This window comes from Cupriavidus sp. GW821-FHT02F09, from assembly GCF_059421605.1.
Genome location: NZ_JBWKVH010000015.1, coordinates 99,259 through 120,095 on the forward strand (window position 1 = coordinate 99,259; position 20,837 = coordinate 120,095).

Annotated in this window: 18 protein-coding genes; 3 read left to right on the forward strand and 15 right to left on the reverse strand. The window is 66.8% G+C overall.

The features are described from left to right. Positions 1-12: 12 nt before the first annotated feature. The 4 genes from AC07XB_RS18675 to AC07XB_RS18690 all read right to left on the reverse strand — a co-directional run bounded on the left by AC07XB_RS18675 (position 13) and on the right by AC07XB_RS18690 (position 4,345). Positions 13-1,425: an FAD-containing oxidoreductase gene (locus AC07XB_RS18675; RefSeq protein WP_492374662.1), complete on the reverse strand. Its 1,413-nt coding sequence runs from the start codon at positions 1,423-1,425 to the stop codon at positions 13-15. Positions 1,426-1,448: 23 nt separating this feature from the next. Next, positions 1,449-2,282, reverse strand: a complete 834-nt coding sequence (locus tag AC07XB_RS18680) for an aldo/keto reductase (protein ID WP_492374661.1) — start codon at positions 2,280-2,282, stop codon at positions 1,449-1,451. A 132-nt stretch (positions 2,283-2,414) separates the two neighbouring features. Then, positions 2,415-3,806, reverse strand: a complete 1,392-nt coding sequence (locus tag AC07XB_RS18685) for a GntP family permease (RefSeq protein WP_492374660.1) — start codon at positions 3,804-3,806, stop codon at positions 2,415-2,417. 146 nt (positions 3,807-3,952) lie between these two features. Then, positions 3,953-4,345, reverse strand: a complete 393-nt coding sequence (locus AC07XB_RS18690; protein WP_492374659.1) for a tautomerase family protein — start codon at positions 4,343-4,345, stop codon at positions 3,953-3,955. 152 nt (positions 4,346-4,497) lie between these two features. On the opposite strand from AC07XB_RS18690, the gene AC07XB_RS18695 reads away from it, so the two are divergent. Then, positions 4,498-5,388 carry a LysR family transcriptional regulator gene (locus tag AC07XB_RS18695; protein WP_492829116.1) on the forward strand — a complete coding sequence of 297 codons (891 nt, stop codon included), beginning with the start codon at positions 4,498-4,500 and terminating at the stop codon, positions 5,386-5,388. A gap of 27 nt (positions 5,389-5,415) precedes the next feature. Here AC07XB_RS18695 and AC07XB_RS18700 read toward each other — a convergent pair whose 3' ends face one another. The 6 genes from AC07XB_RS18700 to AC07XB_RS18725 form a co-directional block, all read right to left on the reverse strand. Further along, the gene (locus AC07XB_RS18700) at positions 5,416-6,102 is read right to left on the reverse strand and encodes a Fe2+-dependent dioxygenase (RefSeq protein ID WP_150986891.1); all 687 of its coding nucleotides are present in this window, start codon (positions 6,100-6,102) and stop codon (positions 5,416-5,418) included. Between the two features lie 90 nt (positions 6,103-6,192). Further along, positions 6,193-8,430: a TonB-dependent receptor gene (locus AC07XB_RS18705; protein ID WP_492374657.1), complete on the reverse strand. Its 2,238-nt coding sequence runs from the start codon at positions 8,428-8,430 to the stop codon at positions 6,193-6,195. 352 nt (positions 8,431-8,782) lie between these two features. Then, complete coding sequence (locus tag AC07XB_RS18710) at positions 8,783-9,766, reverse strand: Bug family tripartite tricarboxylate transporter substrate binding protein (protein ID WP_492374656.1); 984 nt, start codon at positions 9,764-9,766, stop codon at positions 8,783-8,785. 132 nt (positions 9,767-9,898) lie between these two features. Next, positions 9,899-10,801, reverse strand: coding sequence for a LysR substrate-binding domain-containing protein (locus AC07XB_RS18715; RefSeq protein ID WP_492374655.1), 903 nt, complete (start codon positions 10,799-10,801; stop codon positions 9,899-9,901). A gap of 221 nt (positions 10,802-11,022) precedes the next feature. Further along, positions 11,023-12,255: a metal-dependent hydrolase family protein gene (locus tag AC07XB_RS18720; RefSeq protein WP_492829119.1), complete on the reverse strand. Its 1,233-nt coding sequence runs from the start codon at positions 12,253-12,255 to the stop codon at positions 11,023-11,025. A 14-nt stretch (positions 12,256-12,269) separates the two neighbouring features. Continuing rightward, positions 12,270-13,604: an MFS transporter gene (locus AC07XB_RS18725; RefSeq protein ID WP_183037007.1), complete on the reverse strand. Its 1,335-nt coding sequence runs from the start codon at positions 13,602-13,604 to the stop codon at positions 12,270-12,272. A gap of 153 nt (positions 13,605-13,757) precedes the next feature. Here AC07XB_RS18725 and AC07XB_RS18730 point away from each other — a divergent pair, with 153 nt between their 5' ends. Next, entirely contained in the window at positions 13,758-13,943 is a 186-nt protein-coding gene (locus tag AC07XB_RS18730; protein ID WP_492829121.1) for a hypothetical protein, read from the forward strand. Here the strand turns inward: AC07XB_RS18730 and AC07XB_RS18735 are convergent. Further along, a complete protein-coding gene (locus AC07XB_RS18735; RefSeq protein WP_492376610.1) occupies positions 13,940-14,422 on the reverse strand; it encodes a DUF2147 domain-containing protein in 483 nt (160 codons plus the stop codon). The genes AC07XB_RS18730 and AC07XB_RS18735 overlap by 4 nt on opposite strands. A gap of 1,718 nt (positions 14,423-16,140) precedes the next feature. Between AC07XB_RS18735 and AC07XB_RS18740 the strand changes: the two genes are divergently transcribed. Next, positions 16,141-16,740 carry a histone H1-like DNA-binding protein gene (locus AC07XB_RS18740; protein ID WP_183032596.1) on the forward strand — a complete coding sequence of 200 codons (600 nt, stop codon included), beginning with the start codon at positions 16,141-16,143 and terminating at the stop codon, positions 16,738-16,740. A 393-nt stretch (positions 16,741-17,133) separates the two neighbouring features. Here the strand turns inward: AC07XB_RS18740 and AC07XB_RS18745 are convergent, their stop codons facing one another. The 4 genes from AC07XB_RS18745 to AC07XB_RS18760 all read right to left on the reverse strand — a co-directional run bounded on the left by AC07XB_RS18745 (position 17,134) and on the right by AC07XB_RS18760 (position 20,836). Then, positions 17,134-17,601 (reverse strand): outer membrane lipoprotein, encoded by a 468-nt coding sequence (locus AC07XB_RS18745; protein WP_492376609.1) that lies wholly within the window; start codon positions 17,599-17,601, stop codon positions 17,134-17,136. A gap of 22 nt (positions 17,602-17,623) precedes the next feature. Then, positions 17,624-18,571, reverse strand: coding sequence for a carbohydrate kinase family protein (locus tag AC07XB_RS18750; RefSeq protein ID WP_492829123.1), 948 nt, complete (start codon positions 18,569-18,571; stop codon positions 17,624-17,626). A gap of 121 nt (positions 18,572-18,692) precedes the next feature. Further along, entirely contained in the window at positions 18,693-19,193 is a 501-nt protein-coding gene (gene tpx, locus AC07XB_RS18755) for a thiol peroxidase (RefSeq protein ID WP_492376607.1), read from the reverse strand. Between the two features lie 71 nt (positions 19,194-19,264). Next, positions 19,265-20,836: a DUF3426 domain-containing protein gene (locus AC07XB_RS18760; protein ID WP_492829125.1), complete on the reverse strand. Its 1,572-nt coding sequence runs from the start codon at positions 20,834-20,836 to the stop codon at positions 19,265-19,267. Position 20,837: the final 1 nt, after the last annotated feature.

Here is a 20,837-nt window from a genome sequence, read left to right on the forward strand (position 1 = left end):
TGTGTGGGCCTGTCATGCTGCCGCCGGGCCGGCCGGCTCCAGCGGATGCAGCTCGCCCAGCATGGTCGGGATCAGCTCGGACACCGTGGGGTGGATATGCATGGCGCGCTGGACCACCGTGTACGGCGCGCACGCATACATCGCGTCGAGGATGCAATGGATCACCTCGTCGCCGCCCACGCCCAGCACCGCCGCGCCAAGGATCTCGCGGCTGTCGGCATCCACCAGGATCTTCATGAAGCCTTGCGTTTCGCCTTTTTCCACCGCGCGGCCAACCCGCGTCATCGGCCGCATGCCAACCAGCACCTTGCGCCCGGACTGGCGCGCCTCGGCCTCGTTCATGCCGACGCGCCCCAGCGGTGGGTCGGTGTAGAGCGCATAGGCGGGGATGCGGTCGCCGAGCGTGCGGGGCGGCTCGCCGGATGCCGCGTCCAGCAGGTTGGCGGCGACGATCTCGAAGTCGTTGTAGGCGGTATGGGTAAAGGCGCCGCGCCCGTTGCAGTCGCCCATGGCCCAGATCCCGGGCACATTGGTGCGCAACTGTTCGTCCACCTGGATGTAGCCGCGCGCATCCACGGCAACGCCGGCGCGGTCCAGGCCAAGGTCGTCGGTATTGGGCCGCCGCCCCACCGCCAGCAGCACGTGCGAGCCGACGATCTCGGGCGCGCCGTGCGCGCAATCCATCTTCACCACGACCTCGGCGCCGCGCTGCTCCAGCGCGATGCACTCGGCGTCGAGACGCAGCCCGATGCCCTCGGTGGCGAGGATGCCGCGCACGGCGTCGGACACGTCGGGATCCTCCCGCTCGATCAGGCGCGGGCCGCGCTGCACGATGGTGACCTCGCTGCCGAAGCGGCGAAACATCTGGCCGAACTCCAGACCGATGTAGCTGCCGCCCACCACCAGCAGGTGCCGCGGCAAGGTGTCCACGCGCATCATTCCGGCGTTGGTCAGGTAGTCCACCTGCTCCAGCCCAGGCATCGGCGGCGCGGCGGCGCGCCCACCGACGTTGATGAAGATCTTGCCGGCCCGCAGCAGGGTGTCGTTTACGCGCACGGTGTCCGGGCCCTCGAAGCGCGCGTGGCCGAGATGGACGGTGCCGTGCTCCAGCGTGCGCACCCACGTTTCCACGCCGTGCGTGGACTTGCCGACGACGCCGTCCTTGCGCGCCTTGACGCGAGCCATATCCACCGTCACAGGCCCGGTGGGCACCACGCCGTACTCGGCGCCGCGCCGTGCCAGGTTAGCCGCGTAGGCGCTCGCCACCATGGTCTTGGTGGGGATGCAGCCGGTGTTGACGCAGGTCCCGCCGAACGACTGGCGCTCGATCACGGCCACCCTCTGGCCGGCTGCGCTCAGGCGCGCCGCCAGCGGGGGGCCGGCCTGGCCGGTGCCGATGATGATGGCGTCGTAGTCGAGTGTCATGGCGGGGGCTCCTGGGCATCACATCACAGCATCGCCAGCGGGTGCGGGCCGTCCGGTGGCTGGAAGGCCGCGTCCAGCTCGGCCAGTTGCTGCGTGGAGAGTGTCAGCGCGAGCGCGCCATGGTTCTCGCGCAGGCGCTCGCGATGGCTGGTCTTGGGAATCGCGATGACGCCCTGCTGCGCCAGCAGCCAGCCCAGCGCCGCCTGCACCGGGCTGATGCCATGCTTCTGGGCAAAGCGCGCAAGCCGCGGGTTGCGCAGCAGCGTGGCTTGCTCGATCGGCGAGTAAGCCATCAGGGCAACGCCATGCTCGCGCAGCCAGGGCAGCAAGTCCCACTCGATGCCGCGCCGCGTGAGGTTGTAGAGCAACTGGTTGGCCGCGACCTCCTTGCCGCCGGGCACGCGCCACAGCGCGCGCATGTCGTCCAGGTCGAGGTTGCTGACGCCGAAGTGACGGATCTTGCCCGCCTTGCGCAGCGCCATGAAGGCCTCCATGGTCTCCGCCAGCGGCACGCCGCCACGCCAGTGCAGCAGGTACAGGTCGAGGCGGTCGGTGCCCAGGCGGCGCAGGCTGCGCTCGCAGGCGGCCACCGCGCCGGTGCGCCCGGCGTTGTGCGGGTACACCTTGCTGACCAGGAAGACCTCGTCGCGCCGGCCGGCGATGGCTTCGCCGACCAGTTCCTCGGAGCGGCCATCGCCGTACATCTCGGCGGTGTCGATCAGGGTCAGGCCCAGGTCCAGCCCGAGACGCAGCGTGGCAAGCTCTTCCGCGCGCGCAGCCGGCTGATCGCCCATGTTCCAGGTGCCCATGCCGAGCGCGGCAACGCTTTCGCCGCCGGGCAGACTCACGGTTTTCATGCGGTGTTCCGGTGGGAAGTGCAGGGTGGAGCCGCCGACATGTGGCGTGCAAAGCACGCGTGCACGGCCGGCTACCCACTCACACTAGGTAAGGATGGCGCGATCCACAAGGCGCGGCGCGCGCCGCCGCGTTCAGGCCAGGCCGGTCACGTAGTAGACCGTGATCACGAAGAACACGGCCAGCGTCTTGATGACGGTCACCGCGAAAATGTCGCGGTAGGACTCCCGGTGCGTCAGGCCCGTCACCGCCAGCAGGGTGATCACGGCGCCGTTGTGCGGCAGCGTATCCATGCCGCCGCTGGCCATGGACACCACGCGGTGCAGCACCTCGAGCGGAATGCCAGCGGCCTGCGCGCCGTGGATGAAGGTGTCCGACATGGCGGCCAGCGCGATGCTCATGCCGCCCGAGGCCGAGCCGGTGATGCCCGCCAGCGTGCTGACAGACACGGCGGCATTGACCAGCGGGTTGGGGATGCTCTTGAGCGCATCGCTGACGACCAGGAAGCCGGGCAGCGCGGCGATCACGCCGCCGAAGCCATACTCCGAGGCCGTATTCATGGCGGCCAGCAGCGCGCCGCCGATGGCGCTCTTGCTGCCCTCGGCAAAGCGCTCGCGCACCGCGCCGAACGCCGTCGCCACCACCACCACGATGCCCAGCAGCAGCGCCGCCTCCACCGCCCAGATCGCGGTCACGGTGGCGATCTGCGTCTCCACGGGCTTGGCCAGCCCGGGCAGCGACACGCTGTAGCTGCTGCCGTACCACTGCGGAATCATGCGCGTGAAGACGAAGTTGGCCACGCCCACCACCACCAGCGGCAGCAGCGCCAGTGCCGGATGCGGCAGGTGGCCGGTCTGGCTGCGCTCCGGCTCATTGCGCAACGCTGTCCCATAGCCCTCGCCGCGTGCCATGGCCGCGCGGCGGCGCCACTCCAGGTAGCCCAGGCCCACCCCGATGATGAACAGCGAGCCCAGCAGGCCCAGCACCGGCGCCGCCCAGGTCGTGGTCTTGAAGAAGGTGGTGGGGATGATGTTCTGGATCTGCGGCGTGCCCGGCAGCGAATCCATGGTGAACGAGAACGCGCCCAGCGCAATGGCGCCCGGCATCAGCCGCTTGGGGATATTGCTCTGCCGGTAAAGCTCCGCCGCGAACGGATAGACGGCGAACACCACCACGAACAGCGAGACGCCGCCATAGGTCAGCAGCGCGCAAACGGCGACGATCACCGCATTGGCACGCGAGCGGCCTATGTAGCGGATGGCGGCGGCCACGATGGACTCCGAGAAGCCCGACAGCTCGATCACCTTGCCGAACACGGCGCCCAGCAGGAAGACCGGGAAATACAGTTTGACGAAGCCGACCATTTTCTCCATGAAGATGCCGGAGAAGACCGGCGCCACGGCGGCAGGCTCGGTCAGCAGGACGGCGCCGAGCGCGGCCACCGGGGCGAACAGGATGACGCTGTAGCCACGGTAGGCCGCAAACATCAGGAAGGCCAGGGCGGCCAGGACTATCAGGAAGGACATCGGTTCTCCTTGTGGTTCTTCCGCGCGCGCGGCGCTCGTGGCGCCGTGCGCGGCAGATCAGGTGCCGACTTTGCCACAGCTTGCTGCACTGCGACAATGTCCTGCCTCAAAGGCTCGCCTCTTTGCCCTCGTCCGTGGCCAGGGCTTCAGCCGTGGTGGTAGCGGTATTCCTGCGACAGGCCGCCGTAGCCGTAGGTGGCGGCGCGCGCATCCACTACGTGGATGTATGACACCGGATGCACGTTGCCGATCAGCTCCGAGAGGGCCTCGAACGCGGCCTTCAGGTACTGCGCTTTCTCCGCTTTGGTGTTGGTTTCGTCCGTTACGCTGATGTCGAGGTGAAAGGCGTTGCGGCCAAGCTCCGAGAGCGGGTCGCCGCCAATGATCCAGGCGTCGTGGTCGATGTACTGCACGGAAACGACGGTGACCTCCGGCTTCTTGCCGAGCACGCGCTGGGTCAGCTCGGTCACGGCGGCGGCGCTGCGGCGGGTCAGCGATGCGTTGGGTTTGCCGGAGATCTGCAGGTTGATGTGGGGCATGACGGACTCCTTTGTTCTTGCGGTTTCACTGGGTTGGCTGGGTTTGGCTCAGCGGGTAAGTGATGCCAGTTTAGGTGTTTGCCTTCCATCGGAAAAACGGGAATTTACGATACTATCCATCGTCAATACCGAAATAAGATTGGGGGCCCGCCATGCGCGCACTTGAACTCGACCAGCTACGCACGTTCGTGACCGTGGCGGACGCCGGCAGCCTGTCCGCCGCGGCGCCTCGGCTGTTCCTGTCGCAGTCCTCGGTCAGCGAGCAACTGCGTAAGCTGGAGGAGCGCGCCGGCGTGCCGCTGCTCACGCGCGGCAAGCAGGGCGCGGCGCCGACACCCGCCGGCACGCGTTTGCTCGAGCATGCGCGGCGCATCCTCGCGCTGTCCGAGCTGGCGCTGCAAGACCTGCGCGGCCACACGCTGGATGGCGAGTTGCGGCTCGCGGTGACGGACTACTTCCGGCCAGGCGAGATCGCCGGCATGCTGCGCGGGCTGCGCGAGCGCTATCCCTACCTGCGGCTGCATGTACAGGTGACGAAAAGCAGCGTCATCGATGCGGGAATGCACACCGATGATTTCGATATCGGCTTGTCGATGCGGTTGCCGGGCAAGGGGGGAGGCCAGCAGGCTGGCGCCAAGGGCGCGCGCGGCACCGTGCTGCGCCGCGAGGCGCTGGCCTGGGTCGCGGCGCAAGGCGAGGCGGAGCGCGTGCGCGGCCCGCTGCCGCTGGTGCTGCTGCCCGATACCTGCTCGCTGCATCAGTTCGTGGTGCAGACGCTGCGGCGACGGCGCCTGGACCACGCGATTGCCCATTCCGCCTCGGGCGTTGCTGGCCTGCATCTGGCGCTGGCTGCCGGGCTTGGTGTCTCGTGCCTGAACGAGTCGGCGATCGGGCCGGGCGTGGCGCGGATCGATGCGGCTACGCTGGCCAGGCTCAAGCTGCCGGCCTTGCCCACGGCGGAGTTTTTCCTGCTGCCGGCACGGGCCGGGGAGGCAGAGCTGGTCGGGAAGGTCAGGGCGGCGCTGGCGGAGCAGTTTGCATAGCCGCGCAGTGGATTGACTCGTCCCTTTTCAGGTCTCGGTCCACTGCCGCAGCAGGTTGTGGTAACAACCCACCAGCGAGCGCCGCGCACCATCGTCGGCGCCCGTCTGGTTGAGTTTCTGGATCGCGTTGTCGAGGTCGAACAGCAGCGCGCGCTGCGCGTCGTCGCGCACCAGGCTCTGGATCCAGAAAAAGCTCGCCACGCGCGTGCCGCGCGTGATCGGCGTGACCTGGTGCAGGCTGGTGGCGGGATAGATCACCATGTCGCCGGCTTCCAGCTTGACGCTGTGGGTGCCGTAGGTGTCTTCCACCTGCAGCTCGCCGCCGTCATAGCTGGCGGGGTCGCTGAGGAACAGCGTGGCCGAGATATCGGTGCGCAGCTTGCGGCCATTGTGCGGATGAATGCGCACGCCGCCGTCCACATGGGCGCCGAAGGTCATGCCCTCGCTGTAGCGGTTGAACATCGGCGGGTAGACGATATTGGGCAGCGCCGCGCTGATGAACAGCGGATTGCGCTCGAGCATGCCAAGGATCAGGTGCTGGCACTGCTGCGCCACTTCGGCGCGCTCGTCGATCTGCTGGTTGAACTTGACCGGCGCGCCGGAGTAGCCGGCCGATACGCGGCCATCCACCCAGGCCGTGCCGGCCTGGTCGAGATGCTGGCGCAGCACGGCAAGCTGCTCCGCGTTGAGGACCTTGGGAATGCAGACAAGCATGACGATCTCGACAGGGTTCGGCGGCAGCGCGCGGGAGGTTTCCGGCCCTGCCGCGTGGCGTGACATGGCATCGCGCCACTTTACCTCAGCTTACATACGGTAGATGAAGGACAGCATCGCGGTGCGGCCGGTGCCGGGCACCGAGCGTCCGCCGTCCGACTGGATCAGCGCATCGTAGTACTTCTTGTCGAACACGTTGAACAGGTTCAGGCGCACGTCGTACTTCGGCTGATGGTAGGCAATCATGCCGTCCCAGCGCACATAGCCACCCACCTGCACGGTGTTGGTGTTGTTGGCGTAGCGCTGCGACATATAGAAGGCGCCGCCGCCCACTTCCCAGTCCTGCAGCACGCGGTAGCTGGTCCACGCCGTCGCGGTGTGCTTGGGCGTATTGGTCGGGACCATGCCTTGGGTGCCGGCGGCGATGCCGTTGACGATCTCGCCGTCCAGATAGGTGTATCCCGCGAAGACCTGCCACTTGCTGGTGATGCGGCCGGTGGCGCCGGCGCGGAAGCCGCGCACGCGGATCTTGCCGGCCAGCGAGTACGTGGTGGCGTCGATCTGGCTGCGGGCGTTGTCCTTGGTGATCTGGAACAGCGCCGAATTCAGCGACAGGTCGCCGCCCAGCAGATCCCACTTGCCGCCGACTTCATAGGACTTGTTCTTTTCCGGGTCCAGGTTCTGCTGGCCCACGGTGCCCACCAGTTGCTCCAGCGACGGGTTGAACGACGTGCCGTACGACAGGTAGTAGGACTGCGCCTCGGTCGGCTGCCAGATGCCGCCCACGCGCACGCTGGTGAAGTTGACGGTCTGGCTGGCGCTGGGCAACACGGTGCTGCCCAGCGTGTTGGACGAGTTGATTGAATTGGTGATGCTGGCAATGTACTTGTCGTAGCGCAGGCCGCCCACCAGCTTCCATTGCTTGCTGAACTCCACCGAGTCGTTGATGTAGGCCGCCAGCGTGTTGGCCGCCGCGCCCTGGCGATTGCCGGTCGCGCTCGGCGCGGTGGCCGGCGAGTTGCTGTAGGTCGGGTTGACGACCGGCTCGCACGCCGCGTAGCCGCTGGTGCCGGCCGCAGCGGTGGCGGTGGCGGCGGGGTTCAGCGCCACGCCGTTGCAGGTGCCGTTGCGGTAGTAGTTCTGGTTGTCATAGCCATCGTGGCCGATCTCGGCACCCACCAGCACGGTGTGCTTGACCGGGCCGGTGTCGAACTTGGCGGTCAGCTCGGTCTGGTTGAAGATCGAGTAATCGCGGATATGGCGGTCATGGCTTTGCTGGCGCACGAACAGCGCATCCAGCGGCAGCGTGGTGGTGGTCAGCGGGGTGAAGCCCTTGGCGCTGACCGTGCCGACGGCGTTCGGCGCGGTTTCGCGCGCGTTGGTGTTGACGTAGTTGAACTGGGTCTGGTTGCGCAGGCGCAGGTTGGGCGAGAACTTGTGATCCACGGTGGCGCCCAGCGAGGCCACGTCCTGGATGGTGCGGTCGTCGTTGAAGCCATAGGCCGTCTTTCGGTCGACGTTGACCGGGTGCCCGTTGATGGCCGGCAGGCCGTAGTCGGGCTGGTCCTCGTTATGCTGCAGCAGCGCCGACAGCGTGATCTCGGTGGGGGTGCCAATGCCCAGGCGCCACGACGGCGCCAGGCCGAAGTCCTTCACCTTGGTCTGGTCGCGCGTGCTAGCCGAGCCGTCCTGGGCCATCGCCGCGATGCGAAAGGCCGAGGTCTCGCCCGTGGGCGTGTTGTAGTCCGCGGTGGCGCGCACCAGGCCGTTGGTGGTGACCGAGCCGGTGACTTCGGTGGCAGCCTTCAGCGACGGTTTCTTGGTGACCTGGTTGATCACGCCCCCGGTTGATCCACGCCCGAACAGCATCGACGAGGGACCCATCAGCACTTCCACCGAATCCAGCGCGAAGACGTCGCGATAGTACTGGCCGCGGTCTCGGAAGCCATCCAGGTAGATGTCGGTGCGCGCGGAGAAACCGTTGAGGTTGATGTTGTTGCCGATCTGGCCACCCTCCGCGCCGCCGATGGTGATGCCCGGGACATTGCGCAGCGCATCGGCCAGCGAGGTGCCGCCCTGCGCGTCGATCAGCGCTTTGTTGACCACCGTGACCGATTGCGGAATGTCGCGCAGTTCCGCGGGCAGCTTGCTGATTGAACTCTTCACCGCGCTGTAGTCGTCATTGGCGCTGCTGCCTTGCACCACCACCTCATGCAGCGTCGTCGTGGGCTGTGTCGCGGGGGCCGTGGCGGCCGTCTGGGCCAGGGTGGCAACGGGCGTGGCGAACAGCGCGAGCAGGGCAGTCGCGATCGGCGTGCGGCGATTCATGTCGTTTCTCGGTTCCGGTGCGGCCGCGGGCACGAGCCGGCCGGCAGCGGCAAGAAGGTGCGCGCCTGGATCGGTTCGGCCAACGGCGGAAGGCAATCATGGTTGGGCGAGCCGGAATATAAATGCGAATGATTTGCGTTGCAATTCGCGTTGTCTTTTTATCACAGACAATGTGATGGCACTTCTAATGTTCTAATGTAGAAACATTAATTGGCATTTGTGGATCATGCTACGTGCGTTGGCTGTTTAAAGATTTGTATCAAGCACATTTATCAAATGAAACGGGCCCGTACGTAACGAGCCCGATACAGACATTCACCGCCCTTGTCGTCGGGGCGGCTGAAAATATTTCTTATTCCGCCGTCATGTTGGCGTTTTTTGCGAGACGGCCAAGGCGCTCGCGCTCCGACTTGATGAAGGCAATGAAGCTCTCCTGCGTGCCGCCGGCGGGTTCGATGCCGTTGGGAATCAGTCGGTCGCGCGTTTCCTGCGTTTGCATGGCGGCGCTCATTTCGGCGTTCATCTTCTTGAGGATGGCGGGGTCGGTGCCCTTGGGCGCGAACACGCCGGCCCAGTGGCCAATACGCACGTCCGGCATGCCTTGCTCGGCGGTGGTTGCGATGTTCGGCGCCGCGCTCATGCGCTTGTCCCAGGTCGCGCCCAGCGCCTTGAGCTTGCCGGCCTTGATGTTGGGCAGCACCACCACGCTGGCCTCGGAGGTAGCCGTGACCTGGTTGCCGATCACTGCGGTAATGCTCTCCGAGCCGCTCTTGTAAGGCACCACGGTCAGCACCGCGCCTTTCTCCTTGAGCATCTCTTCGACAAAGTGCGGCGTGCTGCCGCTGCCGGCGGTGGCGAAGTTGGCGCCCGAAGCCTGCTTCTTGGAATACTCGACCAGTTCCTTCAGGTTGTTCACCGGCAGGGACGGCGAAACCACGATCACGGATGGGCTCACCGCGACCAGCGAGACCGGCACCAGGTCGTCGGCCGCGTAGGGCATCTTGGTGCGGATCAGGCTGTTGGTGACCGTGCCTACGGCGCCGATCAGGAAGGTGTAGCCATCCGGCTTGGCCTTGGCCACGTAGTCCGCACCCACCACGCCGCCAGCGCCCGGGCGGTTCTCGATCATCACGGTCTGGCCCAGGCGCTTGCCAACCGCGTCGGCGGCAGCGCGCGCCACCAGGTCATTGGCGCCACCGGCGGTAAACGGCACGACGAACTTGATCACGTGAGTCGGCCAGGCATCGGTGGCCTGCGCGGGCGTGGCGAAGCCGGCGGCGGCGAACAGGGCGGGAACGGCGAGGGCCAGCGCGCGGCTGGTGGCGGGAATACGCATGGTTGTCTCCATTGGCTGTTTTGGGTGCACGGCTGCACGGGTGCTAGGTGCTAAGTGCTAGGTCCTCAGGTGCTGCTGCGACGGATCATAACCAGCGAACCTGTCAATTCGCTGAATCCGCATGCGCCCCCGTTACTGGCTTTCCGCGCTCTGCTGTGCCAGCCAGTTGCGGAACGTCCGTGCTGCCGCGGCCTCCGCGCGGTCTTGCGGCCACACCGCGTAGTAGCCACCGCCCAGGCTCGCGCTCGCCTCGCAGGCGCGCACCAGCAGCCCTTCCTGGACGCAGCGGTCGATCATGTGGCGCCACCCCAGGGCGATGCCCTGGCCTTCTATGGCGAGCTGCAGCAGGATCGGATACTGGTTGGCCACCAGCTTGTGCGGTGGCCGCGCGTCCGCAAGGCCGTTGTGCGCCAGCCAGGTCTGCCACGACATCCATTGGCGCTGTCCGTCTTCAAGCATCAGCAAGGTCTCGCCGGGGAGGTCCGCAGGCTCCAGCCGGCGGCCGGCCAGGTAGTGCGGCGCGCAGACGGGAAACACGTCTTCGTCGTAAAGCCGGCGCGATGCCAGTCCCGCGGGCGGCCCCTCGCGCAGGTAATACATGCCCACGTCGAACTCGGCGGGCGAGAGCGAGGCCAGGCTGTCGTTGACCAGCAGGCGCAGGTGGATGTCGGGGTGCGCGGTGCGAAAGGCTGCCAGCCTGGGCGTGAGCCAGAGCACCGCGACGCCGCAGGAGCAGGCCACCGTCAGCTCGGCATGGCCCTTGCGCTTCATCACATCCTCGGTCGCTTCGGCGCAGGCCGACAGCAGGCGCTGCACCTCTTCGGCATAAGCCTGGCCGCTCACGGTCAGGCGCAGTGCGCGCGGCTCGCGGATGAAGAGTTTCTTGCCAAGGAAGTGTTCGAGCTGCGCCACCTGGCGGCTGATGGCGCTCTGCGTCAGGTGCAGTTCGCTGGCGGCGCGGGTGAAGCTGCCATGCCGCATGGCCGACTCGAAGGCGACCAGGCAGGGCAGCGGCGGAAGGGGGGAGATACGCATGGTGGCGAGTGGAACGGTTTAGCCGCCATGATAGTGCGGGGAGAGGGCGGGCGTTCGTTACGCCGCCATGCTGGAATAAACAGCCGGCTCCGCTTCAAGTGGCTCCTAGCTAAGCCACCCCTCTCCCCGGCCCTCTCCCCGTGAGGGGAGAGGGAGAGACAGCCGTCGTAATGGCAGACGGCTTTGGCCTGTCCTGCTGGCTTCGTTCGGCGTCTTGGCTTTCAGGCGGGCTGCCGATGCAGCCGTCCTGCCTGCATTACCAACGCCAGGTGCTTGCCCTGGCCGCACAGCACACTGATGTCCGCCAGCGGGTTGCCATCAACCGCGATCAGGTCGGCCAGCGCGCCGGCGCGCACGGTGCCGAGCTCGCCTTCGCGCTGCAGGATCGCGGCGGCGATCGAGGTGGCGCTGCGGATCGCCTCCAGGTTGCCGAGCAGCTCCGCGCGGATGCGGAACTCATCCGACTGGTCCTGGTGCATCTCGCCCAGCAGGTCGGAGCCAAAGCCCATCGGCACGCCGGCTTCCGCGTAGATGGCGAGGGAGTCGCGGCCGGCCTGGCGCACGGTTTCGATCTTGGCCACCGATTCCGCCGGCAAGCCCAGGCGCGCGCCGTCGCGCGCGAGCGCTTCGTAGGTGACCAGGGTAGGCACCACGAACGCGCCATGCTCGCGCATCACGCGCGCGGCTGCGCGGTCGACCAGGTTGCCGTGCTCGATGGTGCGCACGCCGCAGCGCACCGCGCGCGCGATGGCGCGGCCGGTATAGGCGTGCGCCATCACATACGTCTGGGACGCCTCGGCCTCGGCCACGATGGCGCGGATCTCGTCTTCACTGTATTGCGTGTTGCCGATCGGGTCGGTGGGCGACGCCACGCCGCCGGATGCCATGATCTTGATCTGCGTGGCGCCCTTCTGGATCTCTTCGCGCACCGCCAGACGCACCGCATCCACGCCATCGGCCACACGTGCGATGGCGCCGGCACGGAAGGCGCACGAGCATGGCTCCAGCACATCGGCGCGCGGGCGGAAGTCGCCGTGCCCGCCGGTTTGCGACAGTGCCTTGCCGGACGGGAAGATGCGCGGGCCCGGTACCAGGCCGGTCTCGATGGCCTGCGACAGGCCCCAGTCGGCGCCGCCCGCATCGCGTACGGTGGTGAAGCCGCGCTCGAGCATGGCTTTCATGATTGGCACGGCGCGCAACGCCACCAGTACATTAGGCTGCACCGCATTCAGGCCGAGGTTGGCCAGCGACGCCAGCACGTGCACGTGACAGTCGATCAGCCCGGGCATCACGGTCTTGCCGCAGAGGTCGATCACCTGCGCGCCGGGCGCGTGGATCGGCGTGGCCGAAACGTCGGCGATGCGCTCGCCTTCGATCAGCACATCGTGGCGTTGCAGGAGGCTGCCATGGGCAGGGTCGAGGACGTTGCCGCCCTTGAGTAGGATCTGTTTCATGCGCGGGACAGTCATTAGACGGGTTGAGCGGCTCGGGTAGCCTGCGCCGGGCGCAGGTAGGCGGGCTCGCGCACCAGGCGCGTGCCGGCCAGGCTGATGGCGGCGGCGAACATCACGTAGAACGCAGGCGCCATGGTGCTGCCCGTGCTGGCGATCAGCCAGGTGATGATGAACGACGCGAAGCCGCCGAAGATGGTGACCGCCAGGTTGTAGGCTACCGACAATCCGGTCGACAGCACCTTGGCCGGGAAGAGCTCGGAGAACGCCGCCAGGATCGGGCCGGTGTAGGTGGCGATCAAGATACCGAACACCAGCTGGAAGACCACCAGCGAAGCCAGCCCCGGGGCCTGGTTGATGTAGGCGAACATCGGGTAAGCCAGCACCAGGATCAGCAGCGCGGAACCCGATAGCAGCACGCGGCGCCCGATGCGATCGGCCAGCAGCCCGACCAGCGGCGAACACACCATGATCGCCAGTCCGCCCACCATGCCGGCGATGAAGCCAGTCGACTGCGGCACATGGAGCACTTTGACCGAGTACGTCGGCATATAGAACAGCAGCACATAGGTGCAGACCGTCCACAAGATCACCATCGAGAAGCTGGCCGCGGTCTGGCGCGGGTAGTCGCGCAGCACTTCGGTCAGCGGCGAGTCCGACTTGTCGGTGGCATCGCGGAAGGTCGGCGTCTCGTCGAGGTGATGGCGGATGTAGTAGCCAACCGGCCCGATCACGATGCCGAGCAGGAATGGCAGGCGCCAGCCCCAGCTATTGAGCGCCTCGGTGCTCAGCGCGGAGGTGACGAAGGTGCCGACCGCAGCGCCCAGCAGCACGGCCACGCCGATGCTCGCCTGGATCCAGCTGGAGTAGTAGGCGCGGCGCTCCACCGGGGCGTACTCGGTCAGGAAGGCGGTGGCGCCGCCCATCTCGCCGCCGGCGGAGAAGCCCTGCAGCAGCCGTGCCACCACGATCAGCAGCGGTGCGAAGACACCGATCTGATCATAGGTGGGCGCCAGGCCGATCATGGTGGTGCCCAGCGCCATCAGCAGGATGGTCAGCGACAGCGCGGCTTTGCGGCCCACGCGGTCGGCGTATACCCCGAGGATGATGCCGCCGACCGGCCGCATGAAGAATCCCACGCCAAACGTGGCAACCGCGAGCAGCAGTGAAGACAGGTCATTGCCGGTGGGAAAGAAGAGCTTCGCGATGATGACGGCGAAGAAACTGTAGACGGTGAAGTCGAACCACTCGAGACCGTTGCCGATCACGGTGGCGACGATGGCGCGGCGGCGTTGCGCGCCGCTGACGCTTGGTGGCTTCGATGGCGCTTCTGGGTGGGCGCTTGCGTGCATGACATCCTCCTGGGTTGGCGGGCCCGTTGCGCGCACCGCGTCGATGCCGGGTCGGCGTGGCAGCGCCGCCCGGTGCGGTCGGGGATCAATCGGCGCACGGCAGGTAGTCCGATGGTAGGAGCAGCGCCGCCGGGCCGAAAACGAATTCTGCGCATGTCGTCATGCGGGCAGCGCATGGCAGGCAACGGGCCGCATGCCGCGCAAGGGAGCGCGGGCGGCATGGGTGGGGCGGGCGGGGGAGGGCGTGGCGGAGGTGGCGCGGCGGCGATGCGCGCAGGCAAGCTGGCGATGATGCCGGTGCCGTCGGTGGCACCGGCATTGCCGGTCGTGGCAGGCTAGCGTTCGCGCTCCCAGGTCTGGGTGCGGCCCAGCAGGCTGATGCCGATGAAGCCGCGCACGTTGAGCTTCTTGCCATCATCCGCCAGCGACATCTTGGTCTTGTAGAGCTTGCCGCTTTCGGGGTCGAGGATCTCGCCGCCGCTCCACTCGTTGTCGCCGGTCTTGCGCAGGCCGGTGATGATGGTCATCCCCATGATGGGCTGGTCGCGGCGCGCGTCGGTGCACTTGTCGCACACCTTGGCCTTGCCGTCGTTCTCGGTGAAGCTCTTGACCAGCTTGCCGCTGTAGACGCCGTTCTGTTCGCTGATTTCCACCAGGCCGCGCGGCTTGCCGGTGGCGTCGTCGATGGTCTTCCATGAGCCGGCGGGGGTGGCCTGGGCCAGCGCAGCGGCGCTACCCAGCAGCGCGCCGGCGAGCACGGCGGTGCGTGCCGCGATGGCGGCGGCGCGTGCGACGCAGCGGGGGGCAGTAAAGTGCATCGTGATCTCCTCTTCGAGTTGGTGCGCGCCATGATGCCAGCACAGGGCCAGCCCGGCGGCGCGCGTACGCCAATCTACTGGCGATGCGCTCTCGCTGCAATCGCCAGCCCGCCTTTGCGTACGCACCAAAGCCCCCCCGGCAACTGCCGCAGACCGGCCTGGCGTCTGGAAGCAGGCGGATTCTGTCATGCAGCAAATTGTCCGCTGCCCGGCACTCGAAGCAATCCTCTAGCGATGCGTTTCAAGTGGGTGCGCCACGGCGTGCTTGCTGCCTCAGGGGCGCCGGCGCGTGCGGCCATCCACGCTCTCGTTCCTTGCGTGCACCGGCGACCTGCTCCTTTGGCAGTAGACCATTCGGATGGTGCGCGAGCCGATGCCTCGCCACGCGATCTGCCGCCCTGGTCGACGCGCGAAGTCATCCGCTGTCGGACGCATGCCGACACTGCCGTGAGACCACCGGCGAGACCACCAGCGAAGCGAGATTCGGAAGGGCATCTCACGTGTCGATGACGCCTGCGCGATGCGAGTGCGAGATGGTGGTCGACATCGTTCGAGCATCGTTGGAGAGCGCGTGTCGCGGTGACGATTCTCAAACCGTTGCGTCGGCGCATCACTGCGCGCGCTGCGCGTGAGCGTGCGTGCCGGGTTGAGGCGACGCGCACTGTCCGCGCTGCGCGCCGCGTTGCGGATGCGCGTCTTCGCGGTAGCGTTGCCGATGTCCTCGCAGCGCTCGATCGCATCCGGGCATCACGCGTCCCGGCGCTCGCGCAACGCGTGCCGACGGTTGTCGCGCAGAATTTTTCTGCTTCCCCAAAAGCCTTTGTGCATGCGGGTTTCCGGCTTTACACAATGAGCGGGAATCGGCATTGCTGAAGGGCATGGAAGACGCGCCGGCTGCGATGTGCACGCCGGAAATCCGGAGCATGCCAGCGACGTCTTCACGCTCGCGCGATGCTGTGTCGAAGCTGCATCGAGCATGGTCGCGAGCAGCGTCGCGAGGGTGCGAGAGACGCGATGAGAGCGCGGCGCGCGCAAGCAAAGACGAGGTCAGCGCAGCGCAACGACGAAGACGATGAAGTTGTCATGCTCGCGCGCAAGTTTTTTTGCACTTTTTTCTTAACATCGCCCAACAAACGAATTATGATTCGCCTTGACAAGAGTCTCACTTCATTGCATGGCCTGCGTGGCAGGCAAGACAGCAAGATGCAACGATGAGGTTGGACGTGATGCGCAACGATGAGCGCCACCCACTTCGATGCAATGAAACAGGTAGCTCAGGAGCACTAGAACTTTGACGCAGACCAAGCCGTACTGGTTTTCTAAAACGCGTGCAGTCTCCTTTGGCCCAGTAACGGGATGGGCGAACTACCCCCGAAAAAATGCCGTACGTGGTGTGCGTGGCCTGGCCCGCATCACGGAAATGCCGGCCGATATCTCTCTTTTCATGTCGCGCGCCGATCCGGCGGATGGCGCGGGCAGATCGAATATTCCAGGGCGCGGCAAGCGTCAGAAGCCCGGCTGTGGGCTCCGCTTGGCCACATTCGCACCGCGCGCCGCGGTGCCCCTGCCACCGAATTCATTAGCGTGCGGCCACAACGCGCGCCGTGCGCCGATGAATCGCTCGCTCGATTGGGGTCGCACCGCAGTATCGCGCCTCGGGTCGGTCGGGTCGCCAACTTAGGTCATTCGATATTCACTCTCTAGTGAAGGAGTTATCCATGGCAACGACTGCAAAGAAGAAACCGGCGGCTAAGAAGGTCGCCGCCAAGCCGGCCGCCAAGAAGGCAGCCGCCCCGGCCAAGAAAGCCGCTGTGAAGAAGGTCGCCGCCAAGAAGGCAGCACCGGCCAAGAAAGCTGCACCGGCCAAGAAGGCTGCAGTGAAGAAGGTCGCCGCCAAGAAGGTCGTAGCGAAGAAGGCAGCGCCGGCCAAGAAAGCAGCTGCACCGGCAAAGAAGGCCGCCGCCAAGAAGGTTGTAGCCAAGAAGGCCGCACCGGCCAAGAAAGCTGCCGCCAAGAAGGTCGTAGCGAAGAAGGCCGCACCGGCCAAGAAGGTCGCCGCCAAGAAGGCCGCACCGGCCAAGAAGGCTGCACCGGCAGCCAAGAAGGCCGCGCCCGCCAAGAAGGCGGCTGCTGCCAAGAAGGCTGCTCCGGCCAAGAAGGCGCCTGCTGCCAAGAAGGCACCGGCCAAGAAGGCTGCTGCCAAGAAGGCCGCGCCTGCCAAGCCTGCCGCTGCACCTGCTGTTGCACCCGCTGCAGCTGCCAAGACCGCGCTGAACCCGGCTGCGGCATGGCCTTTCCCCACGGGCACCCGTCCGTAAGCGTGCCGGCAACGGCTACCGCTGGGAATTGCCAAGGCACGCAGGGCGTGCCGCACTGACCGGATACTGCGTATCCGGTCCGCAAGACGCTAGTCTTGCCAACCCGCCGATGGTGCAAGCCCGGCGGGTTTTTTCATGGGCGATCGAAGAACGGCAAGCGGAGCACGGAACGCGGGACACGGGAACCCGGGCCGGGAACGCTGCAAAGAAAAAGCGCCGCTCCGGTGAAGGAGGCAGCGCTTTGCCAGGATCGTATTGCGGTGTGTGGAGCGCGGCCCCGGAGACCGATCCAGACGTGCCAGGAGCTATCGAGCAGCGGGGGTGGCAACCTAGGGCTGCCACCCCCGCTGCGCGGCCACCCAGGGCCGCCCTATGCCGTCCCGCGTACCGCGCTTAGTGCGTGACGCGGGTCGTGCCGCCCGACGACAGCAAGCGCACGCGCTCGCCCGGACGGAAGGCTTCGTCGGCGTCCTGGACGATGGCGCGCATATCGCCGTTGTCCAGGCGCACGGTGATTTCCAGGCCGCGGCGCTGGCTGATCTTGTTCTCCGCCATGCTGCCGGCGATGCCGCCGAGCACGGCGCCCAGCACGCCGGCCGCCACCGAGCCGCCGCCGTTGCCGATGGTGCTGCCGGCGGCGATGCCGCCGATGGCGCCACCGGCGATCGTGCCGGCGCCGGTCTGGTCGCCCTGGATCAGCACCTCGCGAACCGTCTCGACCACGCCGTAGCGCAAGGTCTGCTCGCGCTGCGCCTGGCCCGGCGTATAGATGCTGGCGGAATTCGACTGCGCGGCGCAGCCAGCCACCAGGGTGGCTGCAGCGGCGAGCGCGATGGCGCTGGTGCGAATCAGGGTGTGCATAGGATCAATCCCGGAAAAGGTGTTACTCGTAGCGGTAGCCAAAAGCGGACTGGAAGCGTTCACCGATTTCGTCGCGCGACGGTTTGTGGTTCTGCGGACCCTGGTGCGCGATCTTGATGGAGCCCATCAGGCTGGCAAGCCGGCCCGTTGTTTCCCAGTCGAAGCCCCGTTCGATGCCGTAAAGCAGGCCGCCGCGGAAGGCATCGCCGCAGCCGGTCGGATCGACGACGCGATCCGCTTTCACGGAGGCGATATTGTACTTCTGCTTGTCGGCGAAGACGGTGGCGCCCTTTTCGCCGTGGGTCACGATGAACGCCTTGACCTGCGCGGCGACTTCATCGCTGGTCCAGCCGGTACGCGACAGCAGAACCTGGGCTTCGTAGTCATTGACCGTCACGTAGCTGGCGAGTTCAACGAACTGGCGCAGATCGTCGCCGTTGAACAGCGGCATGGCCTGGCCCAGGTCGAAGATGAACGGCACGCTGGCGTCGGCGAACTGGCGCGCGTGGTGCAGCATGCCTTCGCGGCTGTCGGGGGCGACGATGCCCAGGCCGGGCGCGTTGCTGCCGCCGAGCGCGTCCTGCACCTGCGAGAGCTGCGACTGGTTCATCGCGCCGGGGTGGAACGCCGTGATCTGGTTGTTCTCCAGGTCGGTCGTGATCATCGCTTGCGCCGTGAATGTGTCAGGCAGGGTGCGGATGTGCTCGGTGCTGATATCGAGCGCGCGCAGGTGTTGCAGGTAGGGCTCGGCGTCGACGCCGACGGTGGCCATGATCACCGGGTCGCCGCCAAGCAGCTTCAGCGTGTAGGCGATATTGCCGGCGCAGCCGCCGAACTCGCGGCGCATGGACGGGACCAGGAAGGACACGTTCAGCATGTGGATCTGGTCGGGCAGGATATGTTCGCGGAAATGTCCCTCGAACGTCATGATGGTGTCGTAGGCAACGGAGCCACAGATCAGGCTGGACATGCTCTCTCCAATTCTCGTACTCGTAATGCGGGCTGACGGGGCCACCGGGTCATGCCGGTGCCCCTGAATGCAAAAACGGCCACCCGTTTTGCCGGGTGGCCGCGCCTGGCAGGTGGCGCGCTTACTTCAGCGCGGCCAGTGCGGCGTCGTAGTTCGGCTCGTTCTTGATTTCCGAGACCAGTTCGCTGTACTTCACGGTGTCGTTCTCATCGAGCACCACCACGGCGCGCGCGGTCACGCCGGCCAGCGGGCCGGTCTTGATGTCCACGCCGTAATTGCCCTTGAAGTCGGCGCCGCGCATCAGCGACAGCGGCACCACGTTGGCCAGGCCTTCAGCGGTGCAGAAGCGGCCCATGGCGAACGGCAGGTCGGCCGAGACGGTCAGCACAACGGTGTTGGCCAGGCCGCTGGCGGCTTCGTTGAACTTGCGGGCCGAAGCCTGGCACACCGGGGTGTCCAGGCTGGGGACGATATTGAGCACCTTGCGCTTGCCGGCGAAGTCAGCCAGCGTGACATCCTTCAGGTCCTTGCCGACCAGCGTGAATGCGGGGGCCTTGTCGCCGGCTTGCGGAAACTTGCCGCCGACTTCGATGGCGTTGCCGCCGAGGGTGACGTTGCTCATATGTGCTCCTGTGTGAAATGTGGGCTCGCAAATCGGGGGCGCTCGGGATTGGCGGCGAGCCCAGATGGAATTCAGGGATAGAAGATCAGCACGCGGTAGTTTGCCGCCGCTTGCTGCGATCGGAATCGTACCCGAACCGGCAGCTCCGTGCCTGCCCGCAGGCCATGCGTGGCAAAGGCCTGCTGCTCGGTTTCGAGGTAGTCGGCGGGTTGGAGCACCTTGCGCAGCAGGAGCTGGTCCTGGAGGTCCGTCATGACCAGCTCGATAGCCGGCAGCGCCACGGTGGCGCGGCCCTGGTTGCGCAGCGTCACGGCAAGCAGGTAGGCGTCGGATTCGTCATCCTGCTTTTGCAGCAGCGAGCTCTCGATGCGCAAGGCGTCGATGTCGCGCCACGGCGCCACCTCGCAGCCCAGCGGCGCGCAGGCCGCCTCGAAGGCGGGCCGCAATACGGGGAAGCGGCCGGACAGCTGGCTGCGCGCCAGGTAGGTGCCTTGCAGCAGTCCCGCGATCACTAGGAACCCGGTCGCCACCTTTTGCAGTATGCGCTTGCGCCTGGCCGGGCCAGGATCGCGCTCACGCGCGTGGCGCAGGAAGTCGGGCGCGAAGGACGGGGTGGCGGGCGTGTCGCTGCGCATCCACGGCCGCTCCGCCTGCTCGCGTGAGATCGCTTCGGGAATCTCGGGGAGATCGTCCTGCGCTTCGGCGCGCAGGTAGCCGCTTGCGCTCGGGATGGCCGCTGCGTCGGCCTCGGTGCTGGCGGCGGCGCTCGTGGCGGCATGGCTGGTGGCGGATGCTGCGTTCGCCGCTTTCGCCATGTCGGCAGCACTTTCCTTTTCCGTATCGGCGATGTCCGCGGTGTGCGTGGCATCGTCGTCGCCTAGCGTGCTGGGGTCGAGTTGCGGCCAGGGTGCTGCTTCCGCCGCGGAGGCGGGTGCTTCGCTTGCCTGCGGTGCCTCTGCCTCGGCGGCGGCGGTAAGGCTAGCTTCCTCGCTCTCGACGATGCCGGGCACGAACACCGCGGAAGGCTCGTCCTCGTCCTCGTCCTTGTCCTCGTCAGCGTTGCCAGCTTCTGGCTCCGTCCGATGGTTGCCGGCCTGCACTGCCTCGTCTGCTTCCGCCTGCGTCTGGTACAGCATGACGGTGGGCGCGTCGAGCGCCGGCACGTCATAGCCAGGGTCGTAACCGGGGTCGAAGGGCGCCGCGGCGGGGCGGCTGTCGTCGGCGTCGTGTTGGAGGGGCGTGTCGACGTGCGCTGCCTCGTGCGGCACGGCGGTGGCTTCGGCTGGGTGCGCTTCCGTGTCCGGGTGCGCCACGGCATGCGCCCGCTTGCGCGGGGCGCGCGGTGCGCGGGCAGCCTTGTGCAGTTCTTCGTGTGTTTCTTCGTGCGCGTGCTCGGCGGGCGCCTCCTGTGCCGGGGGCGTGGCGGGGGCAGGGGCGGCAATGCCTTCTCCTGCCTGCGCGACGGTCTCAGGGCCGGCTGCCGGCTCGGGCGCCGGCAACTCGATCAGGTGCTCGCGTGCATCGAAGACGGTGTCGCACTGGCCGCAGCGGACCAACCCCTGGCGCAGCCGCAGCTGGTCCGCCACCAGCCGAAAGGCAGTGCGACAGGCCGGGCAACGCGTGACGAGCTTGGCTGCGGCCATG

Coding starts and splice junctions, on each gene's coding strand:
- AC07XB_RS18745 (WP_492376609.1), bottom strand. CDS start 17,601: ATGCACACCCTGATTCGCACCAGCGCCATCGCGCTCGCCGCTGCAGCC.
- AC07XB_RS18740 (WP_183032596.1), top strand. CDS start 16,141: ATGGCAACGACTGCAAAGAAGAAACCGGCGGCTAAGAAGGTCGCCGCC.
- AC07XB_RS18750 (WP_492829123.1), bottom strand. CDS start 18,571: ATGTCCAGCCTGATCTGTGGCTCCGTTGCCTACGACACCATCATGACG.
- AC07XB_RS18725 (WP_183037007.1), bottom strand. CDS start 13,604: ATGCACGCAAGCGCCCACCCAGAAGCGCCATCGAAGCCACCAAGCGTC.
- AC07XB_RS18690 (WP_492374659.1), bottom strand. CDS start 4,345: ATGCCCCACATCAACCTGCAGATCTCCGGCAAACCCAACGCATCGCTG.
- AC07XB_RS18695 (WP_492829116.1), top strand. CDS start 4,498: ATGCGCGCACTTGAACTCGACCAGCTACGCACGTTCGTGACCGTGGCG.
- AC07XB_RS18715 (WP_492374655.1), bottom strand. CDS start 10,801: ATGCGTATCTCCCCCCTTCCGCCGCTGCCCTGCCTGGTCGCCTTCGAG.
- AC07XB_RS18710 (WP_492374656.1), bottom strand. CDS start 9,766: ATGCGTATTCCCGCCACCAGCCGCGCGCTGGCCCTCGCCGTTCCCGCC.
- AC07XB_RS18730 (WP_492829121.1), top strand. CDS start 13,758: ATGTCGTCATGCGGGCAGCGCATGGCAGGCAACGGGCCGCATGCCGCG.
- AC07XB_RS18680 (WP_492374661.1), bottom strand. CDS start 2,282: ATGAAAACCGTGAGTCTGCCCGGCGGCGAAAGCGTTGCCGCGCTCGGC.
- tpx (WP_492376607.1), bottom strand. CDS start 19,193: ATGAGCAACGTCACCCTCGGCGGCAACGCCATCGAAGTCGGCGGCAAG.
- AC07XB_RS18675 (WP_492374662.1), bottom strand. CDS start 1,425: ATGACACTCGACTACGACGCCATCATCATCGGCACCGGCCAGGCCGGC.
- AC07XB_RS18760 (WP_492829125.1), bottom strand. CDS start 20,836: ATGGCCGCAGCCAAGCTCGTCACGCGTTGCCCGGCCTGTCGCACTGCC.
- AC07XB_RS18720 (WP_492829119.1), bottom strand. CDS start 12,255: ATGAAACAGATCCTACTCAAGGGCGGCAACGTCCTCGACCCTGCCCAT.
- AC07XB_RS18735 (WP_492376610.1), bottom strand. CDS start 14,422: ATGCACTTTACTGCCCCCCGCTGCGTCGCACGCGCCGCCGCCATCGCG.
- AC07XB_RS18700 (WP_150986891.1), bottom strand. CDS start 6,102: ATGCTTGTCTGCATTCCCAAGGTCCTCAACGCGGAGCAGCTTGCCGTG.
- AC07XB_RS18705 (WP_492374657.1), bottom strand. CDS start 8,430: ATGAATCGCCGCACGCCGATCGCGACTGCCCTGCTCGCGCTGTTCGCC.
- AC07XB_RS18685 (WP_492374660.1), bottom strand. CDS start 3,806: ATGTCCTTCCTGATAGTCCTGGCCGCCCTGGCCTTCCTGATGTTTGCG.